Annotated in this window: 18 protein-coding genes; 6 read left to right on the forward strand and 12 right to left on the reverse strand. The window is 44.5% G+C overall.

The features are described from left to right. Positions 1-370: 370 nt before the first annotated feature. The 10 genes from FNH22_RS18630 to FNH22_RS18675 all read right to left on the reverse strand — a co-directional run bounded on the left by FNH22_RS18630 (position 371) and on the right by FNH22_RS18675 (position 16,759). Positions 371-1,402, reverse strand: coding sequence for an AI-2E family transporter (locus tag FNH22_RS18630; RefSeq protein WP_185154295.1), 1,032 nt, complete (start codon positions 1,400-1,402; stop codon positions 371-373). A 388-nt stretch (positions 1,403-1,790) separates the two neighbouring features. Further along, a complete protein-coding gene (locus tag FNH22_RS18635) occupies positions 1,791-2,966 on the reverse strand; it encodes an aldose epimerase family protein (protein WP_255518095.1) in 1,176 nt (391 codons plus the stop codon). Between the two features lie 160 nt (positions 2,967-3,126). Next, a complete protein-coding gene (locus FNH22_RS18640) occupies positions 3,127-5,337 on the reverse strand; it encodes an RICIN domain-containing protein (protein ID WP_143399945.1) in 2,211 nt (736 codons plus the stop codon). Between the two features lie 67 nt (positions 5,338-5,404). Continuing rightward, the gene (locus FNH22_RS18645) at positions 5,405-6,607 is read right to left on the reverse strand and encodes a sialidase family protein (RefSeq protein WP_143399946.1); all 1,203 of its coding nucleotides are present in this window, start codon (positions 6,605-6,607) and stop codon (positions 5,405-5,407) included. 7 nt (positions 6,608-6,614) lie between these two features. Next, positions 6,615-8,618, reverse strand: coding sequence for a hypothetical protein (locus FNH22_RS18650; RefSeq protein WP_143399947.1), 2,004 nt, complete (start codon positions 8,616-8,618; stop codon positions 6,615-6,617). A gap of 30 nt (positions 8,619-8,648) precedes the next feature. After that, entirely contained in the window at positions 8,649-9,716 is a 1,068-nt protein-coding gene (locus FNH22_RS18655; protein WP_185154296.1) for a family 43 glycosylhydrolase, read from the reverse strand. Positions 9,717-9,778: 62 nt separating this feature from the next. Next, positions 9,779-11,305, reverse strand: a complete 1,527-nt coding sequence (locus FNH22_RS18660; RefSeq protein WP_143399949.1) for a RagB/SusD family nutrient uptake outer membrane protein — start codon at positions 11,303-11,305, stop codon at positions 9,779-9,781. A gap of 104 nt (positions 11,306-11,409) precedes the next feature. After that, positions 11,410-14,787 carry a TonB-dependent receptor gene (locus tag FNH22_RS18665; protein ID WP_255518096.1) on the reverse strand — a complete coding sequence of 1,126 codons (3,378 nt, stop codon included), beginning with the start codon at positions 14,785-14,787 and terminating at the stop codon, positions 11,410-11,412. A gap of 139 nt (positions 14,788-14,926) precedes the next feature. Continuing rightward, positions 14,927-15,946, reverse strand: coding sequence for a FecR family protein (locus FNH22_RS18670; RefSeq protein ID WP_143399950.1), 1,020 nt, complete (start codon positions 15,944-15,946; stop codon positions 14,927-14,929). A gap of 129 nt (positions 15,947-16,075) precedes the next feature. Then, positions 16,076-16,759, reverse strand: a complete 684-nt coding sequence (locus FNH22_RS18675) for an RNA polymerase sigma factor (protein WP_143399951.1) — start codon at positions 16,757-16,759, stop codon at positions 16,076-16,078. Between the two features lie 409 nt (positions 16,760-17,168). On the opposite strand from FNH22_RS18675, the gene FNH22_RS18680 reads away from it, so the two are divergent. Next, positions 17,169-18,155, forward strand: coding sequence for a hypothetical protein (locus tag FNH22_RS18680; RefSeq protein ID WP_143399952.1), 987 nt, complete (start codon positions 17,169-17,171; stop codon positions 18,153-18,155). Between the two features lie 182 nt (positions 18,156-18,337). Continuing rightward, positions 18,338-18,745, forward strand: coding sequence for a hypothetical protein (locus FNH22_RS18685; RefSeq protein WP_143399953.1), 408 nt, complete (start codon positions 18,338-18,340; stop codon positions 18,743-18,745). A gap of 330 nt (positions 18,746-19,075) precedes the next feature. Here FNH22_RS18685 and FNH22_RS18690 read toward each other — a convergent pair whose 3' ends face one another. Further along, positions 19,076-19,981, reverse strand: a complete 906-nt coding sequence (locus FNH22_RS18690; protein WP_143399954.1) for a LysR family transcriptional regulator — start codon at positions 19,979-19,981, stop codon at positions 19,076-19,078. Between the two features lie 79 nt (positions 19,982-20,060). Here FNH22_RS18690 and hutH point away from each other — a divergent pair, with 79 nt between their 5' ends. From hutH to hutG, 4 genes are read left to right on the forward strand one after another with little or no spacing between them, the layout of a single operon-like run. After that, positions 20,061-21,566, forward strand: a complete 1,506-nt coding sequence (gene hutH / locus FNH22_RS18695) for a histidine ammonia-lyase (RefSeq protein WP_143399955.1) — start codon at positions 20,061-20,063, stop codon at positions 21,564-21,566. After that, complete coding sequence (locus FNH22_RS18700; RefSeq protein ID WP_143399956.1) at positions 21,563-23,563, forward strand: urocanate hydratase; 2,001 nt, start codon at positions 21,563-21,565, stop codon at positions 23,561-23,563. Before hutH ends, FNH22_RS18700 begins: the two co-directional genes overlap by 4 nt. Beyond that, on the forward strand, positions 23,560-24,798 hold the full coding sequence (hutI, locus tag FNH22_RS18705) for an imidazolonepropionase (protein WP_143399957.1): 1,239 nt from the start codon (positions 23,560-23,562) through the stop codon (positions 24,796-24,798). Before FNH22_RS18700 ends, hutI begins: the two co-directional genes overlap by 4 nt. After that, a complete protein-coding gene (hutG, locus tag FNH22_RS18710) occupies positions 24,789-25,784 on the forward strand; it encodes a formimidoylglutamase (protein WP_143399958.1) in 996 nt (331 codons plus the stop codon). The genes hutI and hutG overlap by 10 nt, the downstream gene beginning before the upstream one ends. 154 nt (positions 25,785-25,938) lie before the next feature. Here hutG and FNH22_RS18715 read toward each other — a convergent pair whose 3' ends face one another. Beyond that, on the reverse strand, positions 25,939-26,562 hold the full coding sequence (locus FNH22_RS18715) for a DUF4412 domain-containing protein (protein WP_143399959.1): 624 nt from the start codon (positions 26,560-26,562) through the stop codon (positions 25,939-25,941). Positions 26,563-26,840: the final 278 nt, after the last annotated feature.

Here is a 26,840-nt window from a genome sequence, read left to right on the forward strand (position 1 = left end):
TATTAGTAAACCGTGTTGTGAACATTACTTTAAAATGTATGTCTGCAGAACGAATTGGTCGACCAAAAATTGGTTTACCAATATACAATAAAATAACTTCATTTACAACAGGTCACCGTGTATTACCGAGTCCACTCAGCAGCATTTGATATTGTATTTTATGGTCAATAAAACTGACCTCATTCATCTATAAATCAACGAAACAGGGCTATCTGTAAGAAGAAACATGCGCATTCATTCGCATAAATACGGCGATAACGAGAAAACTTTATGACACCTGTTTCACGCTGGTTGTGTCGATTAAAAAAGAGTCAGTAAACCAATAAGCCGGAATACCTGTCGGGCAATTTAGACTGTTGCATGGGTACATTCAATCTGTTTCTCCTTTTTCAGATAGCGCTATCGCAATGGGTTTTGTCGCAGGAAATTGCGAAAATACAATCACCATAATCACGGTAATAGGAACACTTAGGATCATACCGGTCACACCCCAAATAGCGCCCCAAAATGACAATGCTATGATCGTTACCAATGAGCTTATATTCATAGAAGTGCCCATCAACTTGGGTTCTATGATATTACCTACAATAATTTGTATTGCACCTACAAACAGTAAAACCATTAAGCCCGGTGTGAATTCGCCAAATTGCAGCAGACAAAACGCAGCTGGAAATAATGTTCCGATCAGTGATCCAATGGTGGGAATGAAATTCAATACAAAGATGAGAAAAGCCCAGAATACAGGAGAATCAATACCGATAATAACCAATACGACATAGCTTAACAGGCCGGTCAACAAACTCACAAATGTTTTAAGCCCCAGGTATTTTGTAATTGACAATTCTATTTTGCCCAGGATACCGGATACTTTGTCAAAGCGATCAGCATCTGTAAATAAATTCTTCAACTTGATCCGGAAATAGGTTTGCTCCAGAAAAATGAATAAGGCGTAAAGAATGATCATAAAGGCGTTGCTCAATATATCGGTCAACGAATTGAAAATTAGTCCCAGAGCAGCTCCAAGGTCGAAATCGCCGGAATGCTCCTCGATCATTTCCATAATATCCAGATTCAATATGTCATTCATGTCGTTCATCAACGCGTCAAGATTCACTTCATACTTCTTGTAAGACTGTGCTAATGCTTTAATGTTGGACGATATTACCTGGGAGGCAAAAGCTAAGATGGTGAGTAAAAGTGCGGATGCAATCAGGTTTTTCGCCCATGCCGGAAACTTATTTTTAACGAACCGGACTTTGTCCAGAACCAGACGGATCTTTCGCATTACAAACCATAAAAGCAAAGCAAATACAAAGGGTATAAGGAGGCTTTTTCCAAAAATGAGTATAACCACAATGGAAATGGAGGTGATGAAGAAGTAAGCAAGGTTCTTAAGATTCATAGACATTGAAGCGTTTGAAGATATACATGAAGCACAGCTAATCTAATGAGTATAAGCTAATAATGAGTTACATCACTGTACTTTTATACGGCAAGATTTTAAAAGCACGCTGTAATGGAATGAACATGAGTAATGTACATAGTGTCAAAGTTTTTGCCTTAATTCAAACAAAGTTCAGTTGACACTACCTGACAGAATTCCAGATTTAAGCATAGAAACCTGAAAGCGAATATCTAAGCCCTGCCGGGAATTGCCACGCTCAAGATAGGATTCAATGAGACCATGGGATACCAACACGATTTCTCCCCGCTTTGTGAACCTTTGTGCTACTTTGTGCCGCTTTGTGTAACCACTCTACCTGGCTTAAGTACCTTAGACTTGAGACTGATCAGTTCTTGCCAGTTAAGATAAATTTATAGATGGATTGGGAGCGATACGTTTCACTGGGCCTGAGAATAACATTAGGAAAGTGAGGCTGATTGGGCGAGTCGGGAAAATGCTGGGTTTCCAGGCAAAATGCACCTCGAAACTCATAAGGTCCGTTTTTACCTTCACTTGTTCCATCCAGAAAATTTCCTCCATAAAACTGAAGTCCCGGCTCAGTGGTAAAGACCCGCATCTCTATACCGGATAAGGGGGACTTAACGAAAGCTGCCAGCCCTGGTGTTTGGGTCTTCCCTTTGTCCAGCACAAAGTTATGATCATACCCTTTCCCAAACATCAATTGTTGGTGTATGTTTTCCACACGTGCCCCAATGGCCGTTAGATTAGTAAAATCGAAAGGTGTAGCTGATACCGGAGCGATCTTTCCTGAAGGTATGAGGGTTTCGTCTACGGGAATATATTGATTTGCCTCAACTTTCAACAAATGCTCATTAATACTTCCGGAACCGTCTCCGTTCAAATTAAAAAAAGCATGGTTGGTCAGGTTGATGGGTGTGGCATGGTCCGTAGTGGCTTTGTAATCCATCACTAACTCGTTCTGATTGGTGAGGGTGTAGGTCATTTCTATGTTTAAATTTCCGGGAAAGCCTTCTTCTCCATCAGGTGAAAAATAACGGAGCGCAATAGCAGTATCACTTACCTCTTCTACTTCCCATACTACATTGTGATAGCCTCCGGGGCCGCCATGAAGACTGTTTTTGTCGTTATTTGGATTGAGCTGATAAGCTATGCTATCTAATGTGAATTGTGCACCAGCTATGCGATTGCCGTACCTCCCGATCAGCGCCCCGAAATAATGCTCACCGGAGTTGAGATATTCCTCCAGGCTATTGTATCCCAAAACCACATCAGTGGGCTGGCCATCCTTGTCCGGGACGATGAGATGTACAATTCTGCCTCCGTAGTTCGTAATTGTTACTTTCAATCCGTTATTATTTTCCAGAAGATACAGATCTACTTCTTTCCCATTGAGTGGTTGCTGAAAGGCCGTTCTTATCGATGGGTAACTCCAGTCTTGGTCGTGTGATATCTTCTGACAACCTGAAACAAGCAGGATCATAAGTCCGCCAAAAAACATCTGGATTATTTTATTTTTAGTCCACCTTGTTGCTTTAGTCATAATGATCAAAATTAATCGTTGAAATGGAATGGCTTTCCTGAGCGCCGGTTCCGAAAAAGTTAAACGCTATTTATCCGGGTTACATTTATTGAATTAAGAGCGAGCCCGCCGGCCCGCCCGGTTTTAGATAGTTCGTATCAAAAAAACTTACCTTATCATTTTATCGGATCACTAACCGATGCCCCGTAGTCGTCTCTCCATTTATAATTTGGAGTAAATAGATTCCGGGGGAAGTCCCTCTTATGTCCAGCCTGATCTCCTTGCTTTTAGCGATACTCCACCTTGCCACTTCATGGGACATCACATCATAAAGTACCGCCTCTGCGCCCCGCTGTCCAAAGTTCCCTAAAACTTGTATAAAATCATTCGTAGGGTTGGGATATACTTTTAATGATATTTTAGTTTCCTCTTTTATGATTGTATCATTGTTCACCCCTCTGTGAGCGATCCGCGCAGATGAAGTATTCACCCTTTCAAATTTCCATAGCTGACAGTCACCACCCCAGTACGTCCACTGCTGGATATTAGCGCCGGGTACCGTTGAGCAACCGTCAACGTCCACAGCAAGGCCGCTGGATTTATTGATGATACTGTAGAACCCATTGCCTGCTGGTTGAATGCTGAATTTTTGACAATCATTGCTGTAAGCGTCCCATTGCTGAATGTTAGCGCCCGGCTGGTCCGAACAGCCCGGCACATCCAATACCCGTCCACTCTCCTGTGACCGGATCATGAAGTAACCGTCACCGGTATCCTCTACATTCCAGCGCTGGCAGTTATTATTAAGCCATGTCCACTGGGCGATGTTCGTACCGTTGTTGCTATTGCAACCTGCAAGGTCCATGGCCAGTTGACTTTGCCTGGAGATGATGCGATATACACCCGGACCCATAGCTTCTTCCGTACCCAGCCAGTCCAACCGAAAGTGTTGCTGGTGATTCCCTAAATAGTCGTATTGCTGAAGATTAGCGCCATTATTGTTACCCCCAAACTGTATATCCAGCGCTTTCCCACTTTGTTTGGATAGGATACGGTAAAATCCTCCTCCAACATCTACGAAAGACCATTTTTGACAGTCTGCTCCATTTGGGGCCCACATTTGCACGTTCGCCGCATTAGAGTTTGAACAGTTGGCTACCTCGAGCACCATTCCTCCCTGGAGAGAAGTGATCATATAGTAACCATCATTCGTAGCCTGGACGTGCCACTTCTGACAATCCACATTATCATCATCCCACTGATGAACATTGGCTCCTTTTTCAATGGAACAGCCTGCTACATCCAGCGGTTTATTACTGCTCCGCACCACGATCTTATAAATGCCATTGGCTACTGGAGAACCACCTGGTAATCCCGCTTCTCCTGCCGGCGCCTGTTGCTTCATTCCGGTTTCTACCGGTACACCGAAATTTGGTGTGCCGTCACTATTCCAGGTAATGCGCTGTGCTCTTGTGGTGCGGCTGGCATCGCAGGCGCCTGATGCATTGGTGGTGGCGTGATAAGCGAACCAATCTTCGGTGCCATTCGGGGAAGTAAAGAAAAAATGATGTCCCGGTCCGTAGGCTGCTACGGATGCATTGGATTGAAAAACCGGGTTGGGGTGCTTGAACCAGTTTCCGGTGTTCATTGGATCTAAATTATCATTCATGGTCAGCATGCCTAACTTGTAATCCGGTGTCCAGCAACCATTGGCCGAATACACCAAAAATACTTTTCCGTTTTTCCGGATAACTTCAGGGCCTTCATTGACACTACCATTGTTTTCCCAGGAAAGTGTAGGGCTGGAAAGTAGGGTACGCCCGGGAGCCAATGTCCAGGGATTACTCATAGAGGCAATGTAGATACGCTGAGGTTTATCGATGTTAGCGTTGTAATCCACCCCTGACCAGATAAAGTAATGCGTACCGGACAGATGGAGTACAGTGCCATCAATAGCCCATAGATCATTCGATGTGTCATAAATGCGTCCTTTAAATATCCAGGTGCCAGACATAGGGTCGGACGAAGTATTTTCTAATACCCAGGTCCGCATGTCATTGGTAGAGTTCGTTAGCGACGCACTGAAATAGATGTACCATTTATTATCAATGCGAAACATTTCAGGTGCCCAATAGAAATGCGTAGGCTGCCCTGCACCCGGTGTAAAGATCACCTGTAATGGCGCAGCTTTTAATCCTTCCAGTGTGGTAGCACGGCGCATGCTGATATTGCCACCTGTAGTACCGGTGTAATAGTAGTGACCGTTGTGATAGGTGATGAAAGGATCCGCCAAATCGCTGATAGGATTCACAAAACTCTGCGCTTGTACCTGGACAGCGGCCATACAACTCGCTAATACCAAGGTCAGCGCTATACTGTAAATATTTTTCATATCCTTTTGTTTGGTTTGATTTTGTGTCTTTTTATGATGAGCTCCGGATCAACGGACCCATCAGGACTCAGTCTTCTCTTACAATAGTGCCTGTCACCCAATGTACTTCGGCATGTCCATCGGCAAAATGCCGGCTTCCCAGTGCTACTATGGTATTTGCATCCAGTGCATGCACTGCATTGAAAAAAGCCCCTTCTTCAGGAGGGAGATCAGGGAATGGGTAACTCACGTTAGAAAAATTCCTGGCGTCGCTGTCCCCGATCAGTACGTACATGGTATTTTTCTTCCAATCGGAACCGATGGTCCTGCCCCCTGTATCATGACAGGAGAGAATGGTTTCACCGGTGGGTAGCTGAATGAGGTATGGGCCACCTCCAAAATCCACCAAAGATTTGGACGTAGCCAGATATCGTGTGACTTCCGAGGGTTTTTCGAACCGGTTCTTCAGGCTGGAATGTAGTATCCACGGAGAGTCCCTGTTGCCGACAGATTCAATCGCAAATACCATCCCTTTACCTTCGCGTAGCACCAGCGGTACGGCCATACCGTCACGTTTTCCTGAAGTATAGGCTACTGACCGTGGAATACTCCATGACATCCCGTCATTTTCGGACCGCACCATAAGGATCTCTTGTTCGATTTGATCCGATACTTGCCACCAGCGTGCCTCGCTGGAATAAAACATGAGGATGCCTCCTCCGGGGTGTTCTGCCATGGCGGGTTCCCATGAACGTCCGTAAGCTACAACACGTGGGGCTGACCAGGTCGCTCCACGGTCGTCGCTATGCATCACCTGGATATTATTGTGCTGGTTATCATCCGGATTACCTCGCCCCGTGAAGGCCAGTAATATCCTTCCATTTCTCAACTCCAGGAATTCCGGATTGGCAAAACCATAGTAATCCGGGTCTGTGTCAGCCATCATCACCTCTGTTTTTAGCCAGGTTTGACCGTTATCGAAGCTTTTCCTAAGGTACAGGTTGTCCCATTCGTTGTTTTGCGGACCACCATGGTAAGCCAGGAACAGTGTATCTCCCCCGAGACTTAGCATGCGTGGATAGTCTGCACTGAATACCTCATGCGAAACTTTTTGCGGTTGTCCCCATTCGATGTGCCGGATAGGTTTACCAGGGATGATTTTTTCGATTACCCACTGGGTAGTGTCCTCATCGGGTTCCTCGTTTGGACCCGGCGTGATATTTTCATCTCCCGAATGGCACGCCCATACACCAGCCAGTAACCATACCAAATAGTTGATTTGCTTTTTCATCGTTTTCTTATTCAAAATAAGCTTCTGTACGCCCTACGGTGAGCAGCTCCCACAGCGAGGCTACAGTCCACCCGGGAGCAAAAAGGTCGTTGTAGAAGCCCTTACCAAATTTTCCGTAATCCCACTGTGTATGTTGTACTACTTCGGGGTAGTAGCCTACCTTACCGATACCCACCATATGTCCTTCGTAGGGTAGGAGCTGAGAGCGCATGGAGGAGCGGATCACATGAGCAAAATGCGCAAAACGGGATTCTTTTGTTTCAGAGGCAAGCCAATCCAGGATCTCATCAAATTCAAAAATGTAGACATCTATGTGATTGTTTTCTACGGACACATTGCCCCACCCCCTGGATTTCAGACCCAGATCTCCCAGCATCTGTCCGGGTGCAAAAGGCACATCCCAGGTATAGTACCAGCTTAATGCAAAGTAGGAGGCCTTTTTAGCTTGCTCAATGTAATGTGCTCTTTCTTTGCCTTTACTTACCTGGGCCAGGTAATACAGCGAAGTAGCCACGTAGAGCGAGGCCTCCTTGTCTTCACAATTAGCGTCCAGTGTAGAGGAAAAGTAATCTGCTTTGGAAATTAATTCCGATTCCTGGTAGGCCGCTACTTTTCCGGCCATCTCAAGATAACTTTTATCACCAAAATACCGGTAAGCCATCACTAATGGCGGCACTGCACAAGAAGAGCTGCCACCACTGGCGTCTTTTACCTTCAGAACATCGTCGAACTTCCTTGGAAAAGAACCGTCTTTTTTTTGTAGTTTGGAAAATACCTCCAGCAGCGCTTTTACACGCGATTCCCATTCAGGATGAAGACGGCCGGCAGCCTTTTCGTATCCCAGGTAAAACAGCGTGGCATAGAGACCCTCGGATTGCCTTCTGATGGAGAAAACATTTGCCTCCCGGTTATGATATTCGTCCACCACCTCTCGAAAAAGTCCGCCTTTTGTAAAGCCGTTGGCGAGGTAACTGTCCCATATTTGATTGGAAATAAACACCAATTCCCGGTCGCTTTGCTGATAACCGAACTCTAAAGAATTGAATGCATTCAGTAGCACACGCCCCACAAATCCCACTTCCAATAGTGGCACTACTTCACAATCCGCCGTTTGAAGGTGTACGCCTGAATAGCCTTTAAGGTCACTGGTAGATGTGAAGGACTGTTTCCAGAATTTCGCTAACACATTTTTTATCTCCAGGTCAGAAAAACCGTCGTCTTTCACCGGTTCAGGTTTTTTAGTTTCAAAAGAAGTGGTCCACGACCGGGCCACGAAGTCGGAAAAATCACTTGCCTCAAAAGATCTGATGAGATATTCTACGGTCAACCGCTCTCCTGAACGGACCAGGACAAAAGAGGTGACAGGTTCGCCCAAAGTGAGCTTTCGATAGTAACTATGTGGCGCTTCTTTATAGGGAATAGCGAAAGACAAAAAGACCTGACCTGTTTGTTCGCCAAAACCCATTGCCCCCAGGTTGGTAGGGCCACTGAGAATTACCTCTCCCTGGTTCAGGGGGGTCAGTGCGACTTTATCTGCATCATCTGACCGGACCAGGTTGACTCCTTTGCCAGTGGCTGTGTCGTAAGCTCCGACGAGCGGTGTACTAAGGCGGTCCTCACGTACGATCCAGCTTTTATTTACCCGGGCATTGGGCGCTTTATCCGGAGACCGCAGGTTTTTCCGGTACCAAAAGCCCGGGAGATAAAACTGGGATGCCTCGTATTCCTGCTGACCAAGCGACAGCTTTCCGTACAAATTAATGTAGGTGTCTTCCTGTGCTTCAATCGTAATACTCAGGAGCTGATCATTAGCATTTCCGGAAAGCTCCTGAATGACCTGTACCGGCATCGCCTTATCCATTATCATTTCACCCTGCTTACCGGCAAGGGTATATTGTTTGGCCGGATTGCCTGGCGTTTTAACCGATAGTATATAGCTTATAGGGTAGTCCTGTGCATTCAGGGTGAGACAAGCCAAAATGCCAATACAAAGTGACACGTATTTTTTCATTATTGTTTTTTAGTTTGCTTTTTGATCGGGTCAATATTCACCCGAAGGTTTGGTTAACTTTTGATAAAGAGGATGAGGTTGCCCAAAATCAGGTGTACCATCATCTTTCCAAAGAAAGGGCTGTATACGTGCGGACCGCTTATTTCCACAACCCTGCCCGGCGAATCCATTGGCGTGGTAAATGATCCAGTCTTCCGTACCATCTTTTGATGTAAAAAAACCATTGTGTCCGGGACCAAAGGCATTCCCCTCAGGGTTCTGAATAAAGACAGGTTGCGGACTTTTTTCCCATGAAGCCGGGTCCATAAGATCGGCATCCTTCCGGGCTGACAGCATCCCAAGCGTATAACCATCCGTCCAGCAACCTCCTGCAGAATACACAATGAATAGCCTGTCATCTTTCTTTAACATCTGAGGCCCTTCGGTTACTGTTGGGATTACTCCGTTGGTTTCCCACGAAAGTTCCGGGCTCGTAAGTAATACCCGCTTCCCGGTAGGAGTGAGGGGGTCACTCATTTTACAGATATAGATGTTTTGCCTGATGTTCGTTACGCCTTCCCACCCGGACCAGAGATAGTAGAGCTGATCCTCATGTTCGAAGATGGTCCCGTCGATAGCCCACCGGTTGTCCGGTAGTTTTAGTTCACCGCTATCGACCCATTGACCTGCCATTGGATCTTCATGGCTGTTTTCCAATACAAACATCCGATGGTTCTCATTATTACCATCATCAGCGGCATAGTATACATACCATTTTCCATGTACACGATGGATCTCCGGGGCCCAGATGTTTTGTGAATTTGGCCCTGTGGAAGGAGGTGTCCATATCACCTTTTTAAATGCACCTGACAGGTTGGACATCTCAGATGAACGATACAGTGTCACATTAACTCCGGTCGTGAAGGTTAGGAAATATTGACCTTCGGTTTGAAATACCCACGGGTCCGGCCCATGGGTATGGATCGGGTTAAGAAAAAGAGAGTCTGATTCCACATCAGGCTGGTCGGGCAGCTGGCTTTCCGGTGTCTGATTGGTCGCACAGGTCCAAAATAAAAGTAATAAAGACCCAATAGATGGCAAGAAAAGCATTTTTGACATACACATTAGTAAATATGAAGTAGTGAGGACTGGAAAAACCAATCCTCTATATCACACAAATTTTACCACAAGGGGTTTTGGTCTAAATTGGGGTTAGCATCTACATCTATCTGTGGAATAGGTAATAATTCGTGTTTACCTATTTCGAAATTGGCAAATGCCGGATCGTTTGTTGCCAGTTTTGGCCCCAGGTCTCCCCAACGTGCCAGGTCATTCCATCGATGGCCTTCTCCCGCAAGTTCCAGTAAGCGTTCGTGCTTTAATTGCTCCAGAAAATCAGCCTGGGATAAATTCGGTCTGACAGAAGATAAAGCCGGAAGTCCCACACGCTGGCGAACCCTGTCTACATGCGGGTAGGCGGCAGCCGTGTTGTTGGTAGCATTCAGGCATTCAGCATACATCAGTAAAACATCTGCGTACCTTATGTACCGGTAGTTGTTAGGAGAGCGGAATCCTTCTTCATTTTTCCAGTGATCATTGAGAAACTTTCTCATCCAAACCCGCTTGCTATCGGGTCCGGTGCCAAACCGTGAAGCAAAAGTTTGGCCATACACCATAGTGGCTTCGGGGCCATCTACATGGGCTGAGTCAAACAAAAAGCTGGCCTCCAGGCGCGGATCACGGTTGCCTCCGGTAGTAAGTTCATCAAATTCATAAATGATCCACCGGCGTGCCTCCGCATCGGAAAACCCTATCCCTACAGGTGCTGTAAACTGGGCCAGCGAAGATCCGTAATTATGATTAGGTGTAGCCACGTCGTTATCCGTAAACTCGTTAGGGTTTTCTTCAAACTGCCACTCAAAAACCGACTCTACGTTATTTTCTGTTGTGATCAGGAAGTTATCTCTATAGTCAGGAGTGAGGTCATAAATGCCTGCTCCCGACCCTTCTACCAGCCACTGTAACGATGGTAGTGCCTTTTCGTATTCACCTAACTGCATGTATACCTTTGCCATTAAGGCATGAGCCGAGCCTTTGGTGGTTCTTCCAAGGTCATTAGGGTTATTGTAAGTTACGGGAAGTAAGTCTACTGCCAATTCCAGGTCATCAATGATCTGCCGGTAAACTTCTTCCTGCAGGCTATTGGCCGGATAGTCCTGGGGTTCTGAGGCCTTCAGCATCAGAGGTACATTTCCGAACAAGGTGACCAGGTGATAATAAAATACTCCTCGAAGCATATACGCCTGGCCTAAGATCTCGTCTTTCTTATCCTGGTCCATATCGATGGATGGTACATTATCGATTACCTGGTTGGCCCGGTTTATACCAATGTAATTATCACTCCAAACTCCTGCCACCGGATCGAAATTATAATTCGGTTGGATGAATTTATCCAAGGCGTTGGCCAGTTCAAACCATGGGCTTCTGCTTTCACCCATATCGGTACGTGTAGAATACAGCATAATCATCCATCTTGAAATGGAGCCTCTGTGAAACGTACTGTAGACCGCATTTATACCTTGTTCGGCATTTTCTGCCGTTTCCCAAAAAAGTGCTACGTTGGGTTCGTTGGGGTTGTCCACCTCCAGATTATCTTCGCATCCAAACCCCAATGCTACTGTCATCAATAAAATAACTATTCTTTTCATGTGTATTTTAATTTTCATTGAACGGTCTTATGTATTGACATCACTTTATTCCTTTGCCATGTTCTATGGAGGATTCAAGGTGTATGCCCATGGCCGTAGTTTATTTAAAATTGGAACTGGACTCCTATAGAATATACCCGGCTCGAAGGCCAGTTGCCGGAATCAAATCCTCGTTCGAGGATCCCCGTTCCTACCACATCTGGGTCTAATCCGGAATAGTTGGTTATGGTCATTAAATTTTGACCACTAATGAAAACCCGTGCATTCTCTATTCCTGTTGTACCCAGTAATTCCTCGTTGAAGTTGTACCCGATTTCCAAGTTACGTATCCTGAAGTAAGACCCGTTTTCTAGCCACCGTGTACTGTTTCCTGCATTTTGGGACAGGGCTACGTCGCCTTCCGCTACACCTATCCGCGGATCGCCGGTGTTGGGATTTTCCTCGGTCCAGGGCTGGATATCTTTTCGAAAGTTGGTGTTTTGATAGCCATCCAGGATCTGACGCGTGCCGTTATAGATATAATTGCCAAAAACGGCTACCATCTGTAAATTCAATGTGAAGTTTTTATATTCAGCGTTGAATTGTGCCCCGGCTTGTAATGTAGGCCATGGTGATTTTCCACTGTAGTCACGATCCGCTTCCGTGATCTGGCCATCATCATTTACGTCTACAAAGCGGATGTCTCCCGGACGTGCATTCCCTTGAATTATGACTCCATCAGAATTAGTATGGTCGAGTACTTCCTGCTCACTCTGAAAGATACCATCGGTTTTGAGCAGGAACCATTCTGCTACAGGCCTTCCCACTTTTGAGCGTGTGAGTCCGGTTTGCAGGTAATCTATCCCTTCACCTTGATTTCCCACGCTCTCGATCGTATTTTCAATAGTGGTAAAATTACCGGAGACCTCCCATTTCAATTCCCCCTCTCGCTTACGGTAAGACGCACTTACTTCAACACCCTTATTCCGTATGGAACCGGCATTTACAAAAGGATCCCCGTTGAGATTACCCAGGTATCTTGGTAAGGGAAGCTGAAGGATAGCATCATCTGACAAAGAATTATAGAATTCTATCCCAAACAGCAATTGGTTTGAAAACAGACCCGCTTCCAGGCCAATATTTTGAGTGATACGGGTCTCCCACTGAAGTTGAGTATTTGAGATCCTGGCCTGGTAGGCGCCTACATATGCCTCCTGGTCCGGGCCAAAAATGGCTCTGGCATTACTATTTAATCTGCCAATATGGTCCCAGGACCCCACGATACCGGGAATAACTCCAAGACGGCCGTAAGAAGCGGTCAACTTTAAATTTGAAATAAACGATACGTCGAAGAAGCTTTCTTCACTTAACCTCCAACCCACAGCTACAGAAGGAAAATAACCGGTGCGGTAATCTTCCGAGAAGCGTGAATTTTGATCTATGCGACCTGTAAGGGTCAGCAGGTACTTATCTGCATAGATATAATTGATACGTCCTAAGTATCCCAAAATAAAATTATCTTCCGGGCGACCGCCGGCAGCTACATCGTCACCTATAGCAGAATTGATGGTATTAAGGTACTGTCCGTTAAATTGCTGAAGTTCACTTCTGCGCGCGGAAGTAAAGTCACGTTGATTCGACTGTTGTGATATACCTAACACCGCGTTGATCGAATGATCACCCAGGTCTTTATTGATGTTGATCGTATGCTCAAATAGTTTACTCAGGTAAGTGGAACGGTAATCATCCACATAACTCGGAAAAACGGCTGCATTGAAAGACCATACGCCATCTTCCCTCACAGACTTGATATGATCAAAACTGGCCTCCAAACCGACATTGAACCTGTAGCTGATCCAATCTGCAAGCTTTACATTGAGATAGGCATTACCCACCAGTTTCGAGAAGTTATTATCCTGATGACTTAAATTGAGGATAGCTACCGGGTTCCAGGCATAGGAGGGAGCGTTAACAGAACCGATTCCCCACCCTTCAGGATTGGTGTCCGAAATATAGTCTGCATTTTGAACGGGTATAACCGGTAGTAGCTGCGGCATGTCATAAAACGGATTGCCTTCTCCCGGGGTCTGGTTCCTTGTATGAGTAAACAGGAGGTTTTCACCAAAGGTGACCCTGCCAATTTTACTTTCACTGTTCAAGCGAAAGCTATAGCGCTCAAAATCTCTGCCTTTCAGTATACCCTGGTTATCATAATAACTTCCGGAAACGAGATAAGAAGATGTTTCCGAACCACCGGAAATGCTTAGGTTGTAATCCTGCATTGTACCGGTCCGGATCATCTCTTCCTGCCAGTCGGTATCTATTTCCGGATTAAAGTCAACGTCTACCAATGCCGGAGGAGTACGTCCTGAATTTTCATATTGGGCACGTTGCATGGCGGCAAACTCTTCCGCGTTCATGACATCCCATGTATTAGGGATTTGCTGGATTCCGCGCTTCCCGGTAAAGCTGACCTGCATAGGTCCCACTTTTCCCTTTTTTGTGGTGATAATGATAACGCCATTTGCCGCCCTGGATCCATAAATAGCCGCTGCAGACGCGTCTTTTAGTATCTGGATACTCTCTATGTCGTTGTTGTTGATCGTAGGATTAGCATCTGCAAGCATACCGTCAATGACATACAAAGGGTTCGTGTCAGCAAAGCTTGCTACTCCTCTGATCTCGATCACCGACTGCTGACCCGGACTACCGCCATTTCTCACAGTAACCCCTGGAGCCAGCCCTTGTAAAGATTCAGCCAATGAGTTTGTCGTGACTCGATTGGATACGCCGGGTTTAATGATGGCTGTTGAGCCGGTAAGGTCTTTTTTCTTCACGCCCTGGTAGCCTATAACCACTATTTCCTGTAAAGATTGGATGTCTAGTTCTAAAGAAATGTTCAGAACAGTTTGATCTGTAATCTGAATTTTTTGAGAAATGTATCCAACAAAGGACACGATAAGTGTAGATCCTGGCTCTGCCATAAGTGAAAATCTACCTTCTACATCCGTGATGGTACCTTTATTAGTACCCAGTATTGATACGGCGGCCCCTGGCAAGCCTTCCCCGGTTTCATCTACTACCTGGCCACTTATTTCTATGTCCTGGTATTTCTCGTAAACTTCAGAAACGTGGGTTTGGGAAGGTTTTTTGCGGTCTACGTGGATGTTTTCATTGATCCTTCGGAATTGCAGGTCTGCATTACGTGAGATTTCTTCCAGGAGCTCACCCAGTGTCTGGTATGTGCCCACGAAAACCTCAGCGTTCCTTACGTACTTGTCGTTGTAAGAAAAAACAAAATCGGTTTCCCGTTCGATTTCCCGGAAAATATGCAATACATGCTGGGTACCGGGACCAATCCGGACCTTGACTTCATAGAGACTCTTTTGCTGGCCTTTACTTTCACCGGCGTGAAGCAGAGACGCAAACAGTGTCTGCAGAAAAACTACGTAGAAAAGGAATTTGGACATAATTAATACTTCCTTCAGTAGAATATTTTTCATACTTTTAGATTGTTTTAGTGGATATTTAGATTACTAAAACCAACCCTTGTGACCGGAGTTCGCCAACTTGTAGTTACAAGGGTTTTTGGTTTTATAAAGAATGTCGAAAACGTACCTGGTACGATCTCAACACATATTTTTAACTGTTTTCATATATAATGACTTGTTTTTGGTTTATTTGATATTTAAAATGGGAAGTATAGCTCAGCCCTTTTAAGACAAGCTCCAGCGGGTCATTGCTATATCGTCCACTGTATTTACCTTCCAGTTTGACACCGTCTTTAATCTCTATTTTTACCCCATACCATCGCTCGAGTTCATTGAATATGGTTATCAGACTTTCATCCTTAAATGAGAGGACTCCTCGTGTCCAGTTTGTAGCCTCATCCGGATCAAATGAAGTCAGCTCTATGCGGTCTAAGGCCTCATGATAGATCCCTCTTTCATTAGGTTTAAGAATGCGATGATTCAAACCTGCGGAGCTTAACTGAACACTGCCACTCAAAACGGACACCGATACAAAGGAATCTCCGGTATATCCACGTATATTGAATGAGGTGCCCAATACCTGGGTTTGCAGACCTGCGGTCTCTATTATGAAAGGTTTCTTTTCATCGCGGATCACATCGAAAAAAGCCTCTCCACTCAATGAAACGGACCGGGTTTTCTCCTCAAAAGGTACAGTATAGGCCAACGTGCTACCCGAATTCAGCATTACCGAGGTGCCATCCGGTAGTTTTATTGTTTTTTTCTGTCCCATTTGGGCCTCTACGGACACTTCACGCGATACAATACCTGGTGGCTCACTTACGGGCGCCTGTTTAAAGGCGAAATAAACTATACCGAAAATGGCTATACTCGCAGCTAATCGTAAGGTGTGTTTTAATGTCCATCGGAAACCCTGCGAATTTTTCTTTTGATTGGTTTTTAAGAGATGCTCAAGAATTTCGCTGTATTCGTTATCGTTCAGGGTATCTGATTCCCGGTAAGTGATGGAGGAGACGACTTCACGGGCTTGCTGAACCATTTTCCTTCTATCCGGATGGGTCACTAGCCACTGTTCCCAAAAATGTGAAGACTCCATATCAGGGTGTAATACCCATCCGACGAAATATTCGTCCTGTAAAAAGTCTGGTAGATCAAAGTCTTTATAGTCCATGGGTTGATAACACCTAAGCTTTCAATACTATAAAGTCCGATCTACCTCAAATGACCATAGGGATTGTCGAAAATTAAATTTTATGCAATAATTCGAATTAATTATTGCGATATTTTCTATTAATACTCTCTATAATAAAGATTTCATAATTGAAATGACTCCTGCGAGTGACATCATTTGGTCCTTATGAGGTTCGATAAGGTCTCCAAGAGATTTTATCGCGCGATAGACCAGTTCACGTGAAGATTTGGTCTTGATCCCGAGTAGTTCCGCGATTTGCTGGTATTTCAGTCCTTCGTAGAAGTATAGAATTAGCGCCTCCCGCTGAAGAGGGGGCAATTGGTTCAGCTTTTCTTCCAGTAATTTTTTCTTGGCCTCATCCAGTTGACTATTGATCAACCTGACTTCAGCAGATACTGCTACCCGAAAACCTTCTTCTGAGCACTTGCTTTCACTTTCTTCCCTTCGTTTATTTTTGCGAATGGCTTTTACCAGCCTGTTACGAAAGGCTTTCATCAAATAAAACTTGATGGAGGTGGTAGAAGAAAGCTTTTCACGACGTGTAATCAACTCTTCAAACAGGTCCTGGATACAATCTTTTAATAAACCGCGATCTTTGGTAAACTGAATGCCGTAATTAAAGAGTTGATTGGAATAATTGCGATATACATAGGTGAGTGCCGTTTCGCTGCCTGTTTTGAAACGTTCCCAGATGAGGTCCTCGCCTTCGGTTTCAAAGCCAGGCCTTACACCGGACTCATCCAATCTTCTGGTGGAAGATCTATTTTCAGGGCGTTTGGAATCGCTTAGCATTCTTATTTGTGTTCAATTTTACTAAAACAGACCTTCATTTGAAATTCCATTTTAATAATAAACCCTTTCAAATGAACGGCTTTACTTCAAAAATTGCAATAAACTGTTCATGTATTTGATTGATTTTCAGGAATTTCACAATAGCAAGCTGAACCAACGACTGTTGCAAACTACCTAATATTGATGGATTTAAGTATTAAATTAAACCGAAAAAGTAAGAGGGGGCTCTAAAGCATAAAAGTAGCTTGGGACTACAACCGAACAAAAATGGGGTTATATTTTTCTTCCTACCTGCAAGGCTCTGGTACCTTATTCTTAAACTTGTCACATTTCTAAACTATCTTCGAAGATGTATCTTTAACTGGGACTACAAAACTTCACCACTGTCAAACCTTTCAATCACATTCGTATGAAGACACATTCCTTAAGAGGTGTTGCCAAATGTGCAGCGCTGACAAGTATCTTTCTGATGGTCTGGGTACAGGGTATTAGCCAATCTGCCTTAGAAGGGCACATCGGATATATCCGGGAACAATTCCAATTGATCAATAAACGCAGTGCCAACGTAGATCCGCTTATATTCCGGTCCGACACACTGCATGCTGACGGACCTATGGAAATAAAAAGCTGGCGCTTCGAGGGAAAAGAAATTAAGATGCAGGCGACCATACGGAGAGCAAGTGGTAAACTGGTCACCGATTACTATTTCGGCAGTCAGGGGTTTATTTTTGCCTTCGTCCAAGAGTACCTGAAAGATGAGTTCAATCAACCTTATGTCCTGGAAAACCGGTATTACTTCCGGGATGAAGAGACTTTGGTACGTTGGCTGGATAAAGACAAAAAAGAAGTAGATCCTGAAAGCGAGCGATTCCGAAAGAGAGGCAATGATATCTTGAATGATGTACACTGGCTGAGCGAGGTGTTTTTCATGTATGGCCCAAAAGGTCCGTCTTCGGATGCTGACCAACTCAGTATAGGCGACCGCTACTTTTACGGTATCACCATTGGCCAAAAGATCGAAGATGTTGCAGGAAGCCTGAAAAAGGGATGGTTAAAAACGGGTGAAGGGGATTTCGAAGTGTACTACATTACAGACCCACAGGGTTCACAGCTCGGGCATATACCGGTGGAAGGCGATAAAGTACTGACTATTGTTATTACCACGCCTAAAGCCAGCACATGGGACGGTTTAAGGGTAGGAAGTACCTTTGCAGAGTTGAAAGAAGTATTGGGTGAAGTGGAAGTCCATGGCTCAGAGATTGAGGGACGGACCAGTGTATATAAGGGGTACTTTCAGTTCCTTTTGGACGCTTATCTATACACGTTTGATGTTGATGAAACCACCATCCCGCCAGAAACGAAAATAAAAGCCATCATACTAAGATCACCTGCATAACAAGGTTCGATATGGGAAAAACCTGGTCAGACAATAAAACGGACGATCGTCAGTCTGTGAGATGAAATGCCTATTTAAAAAAACTGCGAAACCAGCTATTAACTCATGAACAAGGTTTTAACCCTGCTTTTACGATTATATTCATTTCATCTTATGGTCAGGATGAAGCTTTGTTGGATTCGTTGCATAGGGCTTTAGATAATCAACGCCTTACTGAAAAAGACCGAATTAATACGCTGAACCTGATAGCGAAGGAATATTCCTATTCAGATTCCATACAAACCACAACCTATGCAAATCAAGCCATAACCAGGGCCGGCAAAATACACTACTATAAAGGAATGGTGGATGCTTATTACCAGATTGGGTGGACTACTATGAGCTATGGATATCGCAGTGTGGCTCCCCGAGCCACACTGGATTTCGAGACGAAAGCTGTACATACCATTGAGGTAGGCGTTTTAGACCAGACGTTGTCCGGTACTTCCAGCATTACGATCAAGTGGTGGATGAAAACGAGAACACAAACCCGGTTATTTTGGACCAGTATATTGATGCCTTGGAAAACATCAATGATAAAACCTCTATAGACAGTATTTTTGCTACAGATGCTGACGGAGATGCATTACACTTAGTATGGGACATAAGCGCTTAGAACCCTTCCGGTGTTGTATCGTGTGAAAGTTTTACTGTCTTTTCTTCCATGGCAGGAACAATCAGGTTACCTACGTCAGGTAGTTGCTTTTAAACCAACGTGAAATGGTCTTCAAGAACTGAAATTGTCCCTGAGAAGGAGGCAAGATCTAATCGATCACATAAGTCCATGACTAAACGCACTTGATCCATTTTATTTGAATGGTAGCCTCGGAGGCGAAAGTCTTCGGGGTTTTTACATCTCAACGTTAATTCCTCTCCCGAAATCAAACCGTTTCCGTAACAAGGCTTCCTTTAATTTTTGAAATTACCCCTCCTAATATTGGGTTCCTGCTATTGGGGTTCCATATTACGGATAAAACAGTACGCTGAGAGATGCTTTTTAATTCGATAAACTTTACTCCCGGCAAATGATCTTGCCGCAAAGATCTTGGAACAATGGAAACCCCTAAATTATTTTCAATCAATTTATAAATAGAACCCGAATGGATGGTGCTGTGCGTAATGTTGGGAGTGAAGCCACTATCATCAAAGATCTGCATTATTTTTTCATAATAGGAAGGGCTGTAGGTAGGGTCGAACATGATAAATGATTCCTCTTTCAATTGGGACATGCTTGTAAAATTTCCGGTATTGACCGCGTGGTCTTTTGGTAATACCAGGCAAAAAGTTTCTTTCAATACCGGAAGCGATTGCAGCGCTTTCGGAATGCGTTCCTGTCTTACAAATCCAATGTCTATGTCGTTAGCCAATAATCCGTCAATTTGATGCTGATTGTCCATTTCTTTCAGGCTGAAAAGCACCTGAGGGTGTTCTTTCCTGAATGCCAGCAGCAGATCGGGAATGATCTGTTGCATAGCGGACCCGACATAACCAAATCGTAAACTTCCCTGTAATCCGTCGTTTAGCAGTTTGGCATGTTCAATAGAACGCTCAAGTTGGGTGAAATAGCCCTTGAACTCCCGGAGTAAATAGGAGCCTGCATTTGTCAAGGTTACTTTTCTATTGTGACGCTCAAAAAGCCGAACACCTAATCCTTCTTCCATTTCTCTTATTTGCCGGCTCAACCCTGGTTGAGAAATATATAAACTTTCTGCAGCCTTTCTGAAATGCAGATGGTCGGCGACTGCCAAAAAATAACGCATATGCCTTAATTCTATTTGATAACTCATGGTTATTAAATGGGTAATTAAATAGTCTCGTTAAGCATCAAAATTAGATGTAATATTGGGATAAGTAAAGTCTTCAGCTATGGAATTCAATTATGGTGTAGAACAGTTAACCATCGGCAAAGTCATAGACCTGGCCAGAGGAAAGCGAACAGGTATCTTGAAGGAGGTCACTCCAAAGATCAATAAGAGCAGAAATATAGTAGAAAAGATCTCGCAATCAGACAAAGCAGTTTACGGCATCAATACAGGTTTCGGGCCGTTATGCGACACCCAGATAACGGCTCAGGAAACCGTTCAGCTGCAAGAGAATTTGCTCTTGACGCATGCTGTAGGTGTAGGTAAGCCGATTGATAAGGAGCTGTCCAAAATCATGATGATATGCAAAGTGCATGCTTTGTGTCAAGGTTACTCGGGTATCCGACTGGAAGTCATCGAACGAATTCTTTTTTTTATAGAAAATGATCTTTTGCCTGTTGTTCCGGAGCAAGGCTCGGTAGGTGCATCCGGAGACCTGGCCCCATTATCACATCTTTTTTTGCCTCTCATAGGTAAAGGCGAGTTTTGGGTGGGAGATGAAATTGTTTCCGCCAAAGTTGTTTTGGCGCAACATGGATTACAACCTGTCCGGCTCCAGGCCAAAGAAGGTCTGGCCTTGATCAATGGTACTCAGTTTATTGTAGCCCATGCCGTAAAGGCATTGGAGAAGATGGCATACCTGCTGGATCTGGCGGATGTCGCCGGGGCCATGAGCCTGGAGGGTTTTCAGGGAAGTGCTGATCCGTTTAACGCCGGTCTTTACGAGATCCGTCCATTCAAGGGTACTAAAGTAGTGGCCGAGCGTATGCGGATGTTGTTAGAAGGCTCGGAAAACCTAAAGGCCCACGAAAACTGTGACCGGGTCCAGGACCCTTATTCCATGCGTTGCATCGCACATGTACATGGTGCTTCCCGAAATGCATTTTATCATTTAAAAGAACTGACGGAAATCGAATTGAATTCTGTTACGGATAATCCCATTGTACTGAGCGAAACGGAAGTTATTTCCGGTGGTAACTTCCATGGTCAGCCTTTGGCCATGGCATTGGATTATGTATCCATAGCAGCTTCGGAACTGGGGAACATTTCGGACAGAAGATGTTATTTATTATTAGAAGGAAGATATGGCTTACCCCGAATGTTAACTGAAAAAGGAGGGTTGAACTCTGGTTTAATGATCCCGCAGTATACCACAGCCGCCCTGGTGGCTGAAAATAAGTCTTTATGTTTTCCTCCTTCCGCAGATAGCGTACCAACTTCTTTAGGTCAGGAAGACCATGTTTCCATGGGAAGTATTTCCGGAAGAAAACTGAATCAGATCTTAGAAAACCTGGAAAAGATCCTGGCCATAGAACTAATGTATGGTGCACAAGCATTGGAATTCAGGAGGACTAACAAGTGTTCCGACCTGATCGAGAGAAATTATAAGATCATACGAAAGAGTGTTCCTAAACTGGAAGACGACCGATTATTGAAAGAGGACATAGACGCCATGATAGCGTTGGTTAAATTGCGATCATTGGTTGTGGATAATGAAGTAACATCATGACATTCCAAGAAAAAATACTAGCAGGCATACCCGATATACTACCTCCCGGAAGGGCTTACCCCGAAGGAATTAACCGGGCCCCAAAGCGAAGAAATGTCTTATCTAAAGAGGAAAAACAGCTGGCCGTCCGTAATGCGCTGCGGTATTTTCCAAAAGAATGGCATGGGGAACTTGCAGCGGAGTTCGCCCGGGAACTGCGGGACTTCGGGCGGATCTACATGTATCGCTTTAAGCCGGACTACGAGATCTATGCCAGGCCAATAGGGGAGTATCCTGCACGATCCTCCCAGGCAGCAGCCATTATGCTCATGATCCAGAATAATCTGGACCCTGCCATTGCCCAACATCCTGAAGAGCTGATCACCTATGGAGGCAATGGCGCCGTTTTCCAGAACTGGGGCCAGTACCTTCTTACCATGCAGTACCTGGCTACAATGACGGACGATCAAACACTTCATATGTACTCCGGGCATCCTATGGGCTTATTCCCTTCTTCGAAAGAGGCACCCCGGGTGGTAGTAACGAATGGTATGATGGTCCCGAATTACTCAAAACCTGACGATTGGGAGAAATTTAACGCACTGGGCGTAACACAGTACGGACAAATGACCGCAGGTTCTTTTATGTACATCGGTCCGCAGGGGATTGTACATGGCACCACCATTACGGTGATGAATGCCTTTCGAAAAGTCTTGCCGGAAAATGAGACCCCTCATGGGAAAATATTCCTAACCTCAGGGCTGGGAGGTATGAGCGGCGCTCAGCCAAAAGCAGGAAACATTGCCGGATGCATCAGTATTTGCGCAGAAGTTAACCCTAAAGCGGCGGCAAAAAGGCACGAACAAGGTTGGGTGGATGTAATGACAGATAACATGGATGAATTGATCCGGAGGGTCAAACAAGCACAGGAAAACAAAGAAGTGGTCTCGATCGCTTTTATTGGCAATGTGGTGGATGTATGGGAACGTTTTCATACGGAGAATATATTTATTCATTTGGGTTCCGATCAAACGTCACTACATATTCCATGGACCGGCGGTTACTATCCGGTTGGGGTCTCTTTTGAAGCGTCCAATAGAATGATGCGCGAAGCGCCTGAGCGGTTCAAAGAGAAGGTACAGGAATCGCTGCGCAGACATGTAACGGCCATAAACAAACACACCGCAAAAGGCACGTATTTCTTTGATTATGGCAACGCTTTTTTGTTAGAAGCATCTCGCGCTGATGCCGATATAATGGCCGAGAACAAAATTGATTTCAAATATTCCTCTTATGTGCAGGCTATTCTGGGGCCTATGTGTTTTGATTACGGGTTCGGCCCTTTCCGTTGGGTGTGTACTTCCGGAAACCCGGAAGACCTGGACCGAACGGATGAGATTGCCATGGAAATCCTGCAACAGATCATGGAAACTTCTCCGCAGGAAATAAAACTGCAGATGCAAGACAACATCACCTGGATCAGGGATGCTAAAAAAAATAAGTTGGTCGTGGGCTCTCAGGCACGTATTTTATATGCAGATGCAGAAGGCCGTTCCAAAATTGCAGCGGCATTTAATAAAGCGGTAGCACGTGGAGAGATAGGGGCTGTAGTCCTCGGGCGAGACCATCATGATGTGAGCGGAACAGATTCCCCCTACAGGGAAACGTCCAATATTTATGATGGCAGTCAGTTTACCTCCGACATGGCCATGCATAATGTAATAGGAGATAGTTTTAGAGGAGCTACATGGGTATCCATTCACAACGGCGGCGGAGTGGGCTGGGGAGAGGTGGTCAATGGTGGATTTGGTTTATTGCTCGACGGATCCGAAGAAGCGGATATCCGGCTGAAAAGGATGCTTTTTTACGATGTAAACAATGGGATTGCAAGGCGATCCTGGGCAAGAAATGAGGAAGCCTTATTTGCTATAAAACGTGAAATGGAACGTAGCCCAAGTCTGGAAGTGACCCTCCCTAATTTGGTCGAAGATCACATCATTAAAGGTCTGTTTGAATGAAACATATATTTAAAAATATCAAAGAGTTAATCCAGGTACGCGAAGGACCGGTGTCGGCTCTTGTGGGTGAAGAATTAAAGCGATTACCTACCCTCAAAAATGCCTACCTGTTGATTGAAGATGGTATCATAGCAGATTATGGTACGATGGATAACTGCCCGGACGTAGCAGTTGATAGAACAGAGGACGCCACAGGTAAAATGATCTTACCCGCCTGGTGCGACTCACATACACATCTGGTGTATGCGGGAAACAGGGAAGGAGAGTTCATTGACCGGATCAACGGAATGACCTATGAGGAAATAGCTAATAGAGGAGGGGGGATACTGAATTCGGCGAAGACGCTGCAAAAAACTTCAGAGGAAGAGCTGTACCAACAAAGTAAAGTGCGGCTGGAAGAAGTGATCGGATCAGGAACCGGCGCCATAGAGATCAAATCAGGTTATGGGCTGACTATGGATGCAGAACTGAAAATGCTTCGGGTGATCCAACGTCTAAAGGAAAACTATACCATTCCCATCAAAGCTACCTTCTTAGCGGCACATGCCCTTCCCGATCAATACAGCTCTGACAAACGTGCCTTTCTGAGATTGATGCTGGAAGAAGTACTGCCCATAGTAGCAAAGGAGCGCCTGGCCGACTACATTGATGTCTTTTGTGAGGAGGGTTATTTCTCAGTAGAAGACACCGAATTGGTTTTGGAAGCCGGGAAAAAATTTGGATTGACTCCTAAAATACATGTCAATCAATTTAATGCCATTGGAGGCGTGCAGGCAGGCATTAAATATGATGCGCTTTCGGTCGACCATCTTGAGCTAATCCGGAAGGAAGACATAGCATCGCTACAAAACAGCGCTACCATGCCCGTTGCTTTACCCGGGTGTTCCTATTTTCTGGGGATACCTTATACACCCGCACGAGAGATCATTGACTCGGGTTTACCTTTGGCTTTGGCCAGCGACTTCAATCCGGGCTCTGCACCCTCCGGCAATATGCATTTTGTTGTTTCTGCTGCCTGCATCAAAATGAAGATGTCCCCGGAAGAAGCTATTAATGCGGCCACCATCAACGGAGCTTATGCTATGGGATTGGAAAATGAAGTTGGCTCCATATCAAAAGGAAAAAAGGCTAATCTACTACTTACGAAACCCATTAATTCTTATGGTGTATTAGCCTACGCATTTGGAACAAACCATCTCGATCAAGTTTATTTAGCAGGAGAAAAATGGAACTAGAAGATCTGTTTAATACAGTAACGAATTATCAACCTCCTGCTAATGCGCATTGGAAAGGGAGAAAAACAAATCCTGGTTCAGGAAATCAATACTGGTATCAGGCCGTCGAATTATTTGACGCTAATGGTCCTGGTAAAAAGCGTTTCGAATTCAATAAGCCTGAAATCGCTTTATTGGGATATGCCTGCGATGAAGGAGTGCGGCGAAATATGGGAAGAGAAGGCGCCAGGTTGGGGCCGCAGGAGGTGAGGAAACAATTGGCCAAACTTGCGTTCCATCACGATGGAAAAAACATCACTGACCTCGGAGATCTATCTTGTACGGACCAAGACATGGAAGCTTGCCAGGACAGCCTGGCTTCTGTGATTTCTCCATTGATTTCAAAAGGTGTTTTTCCGATAGTCATTGGCGGGGGGCATGATGTAGCGTATGGCCATTTTAAAGGAATTGTAGAGGCCGTTAAAGACACGTCAAAGCCTGACATTGGCATTATTAACTTTGATGCTCACTTTGATTTACGGCCTGTAGAAAAAGAAACCCATTCGGGAACTCCATTTGCTCAAATATTAGATCAGTATAAGTCATACGCAGAATACTTCGTGATAGGCATCCAGGAACCCTCCAATTCGAAAGAGCTCTTTGACACTGCGAGAGAAAACAATGTAAAGTACATTTTAAACTACGATTGTGAATCCCGGAATATTGGGGCAATAATTTCCCAATTGGCCCCTTTCATTGAAAGAAATGACTGGTTATACATTACCCTTGATATGGATGGCTTTTCTTCTGCTTATGCACCGGGTGTCAGTGCACCGTCACCTATGGGCTTTACACCCTTTTTTGTATTTGAAGTTCTAGCGTATCTATTCAGCTCTCAAAAGGTTATTTCCTGTGATATTGCTGAGTTGAACCCGGAATTTGACAGGGACAATATGACCGCGGGTTTGGCGGCCAGGATGGTGGATTTTATTGTGAAGCAGAAGTAGGAAGTTGAGTGCTCCAAGGGTAATAAATTGCTTTTGCATATGTAAATAACCCGGATTTTAAATCCTATTCCTTCACAGACTTCTTGGTTACTAAGTTTTTATTTATTGATAGGCATAAGATGCAATCTTGAGCCAGTTTGGGTTCCTTGATATTTTAATATTTTGGCATTTCCGGAGCTTTTTTATAATCTCCTTCGGGCGGATTAAAAACACTATTGTTGAGCGGCTTTCTTATTACCTCTTTAGCGGAGTAGGTCATAGTAATACCCTGTTGATTCAATTGATATTCAAGAGGAATACCTTTTAGTTTTTTAAACTGGGATTGCATGGATGAGAATGCACTGGATTTAAGATCTTCTGAATAATAAACTTCTACATCTGGAGAATCAGGTTGTTTCATAATCGCCTTTTTGCATAGATAACCAGCTATTCTTTTAGTAGCACCATCAATAAGTTTTATCTCTACCCCCTCCACATCTTCCATAGGCGTAGTGGATTTTATCTTTTGCCCCATAATGTCTGTGTAGGAGGTGCTGGTATTGGTTTCAATGTCAGAGAGTATAATCATCTTGGTTCCCATCATATCCATTTCCATTTTGGTTTTGGTACCCTTGATGCTGAATATGGATTTCGGATTTTCTTCTGGCAACATGTCCTTCATCTCTTTAGTCAAATTCATGTAGGAAACTTCGTATTGGATAGTTCCTTCAAAATCTTGACTATGAGCATGGATAATTGAACAGCATATAAAAAAAGTCAGCAGTGTTAAATGTTTCATGGCGATATGATTCAGGATGGTAATATAAGTGAGATTTATTTTAATTAACTAATTAAGAACCAGAAAATAACCTGGCTAAGTGGGAGGTTTTTCCGGTTTGCTAAAGCTTGTGCCCATCAAAGGGCTCGTAGTTTCGGTCCGTAGTTATAATTAAACCTGCCTTAAGCCAGTTTGATATGGATTAAGAAGGTAAACTACCTGCCGGTCGTCTTTGCGAACCCTGCGCGTAGGCCTGTGGGTAGCGTGAAGCAATCTCCATATCGTGTGTCGGGTGCGCT

Origin of the sequence: Fulvivirga sp. M361 (assembly GCF_007097395.1) — a bacterium.
In the GTDB taxonomy this organism is placed as follows: Bacteria; Bacteroidota; Bacteroidia; order Cytophagales; family Cyclobacteriaceae; genus Fulvivirga.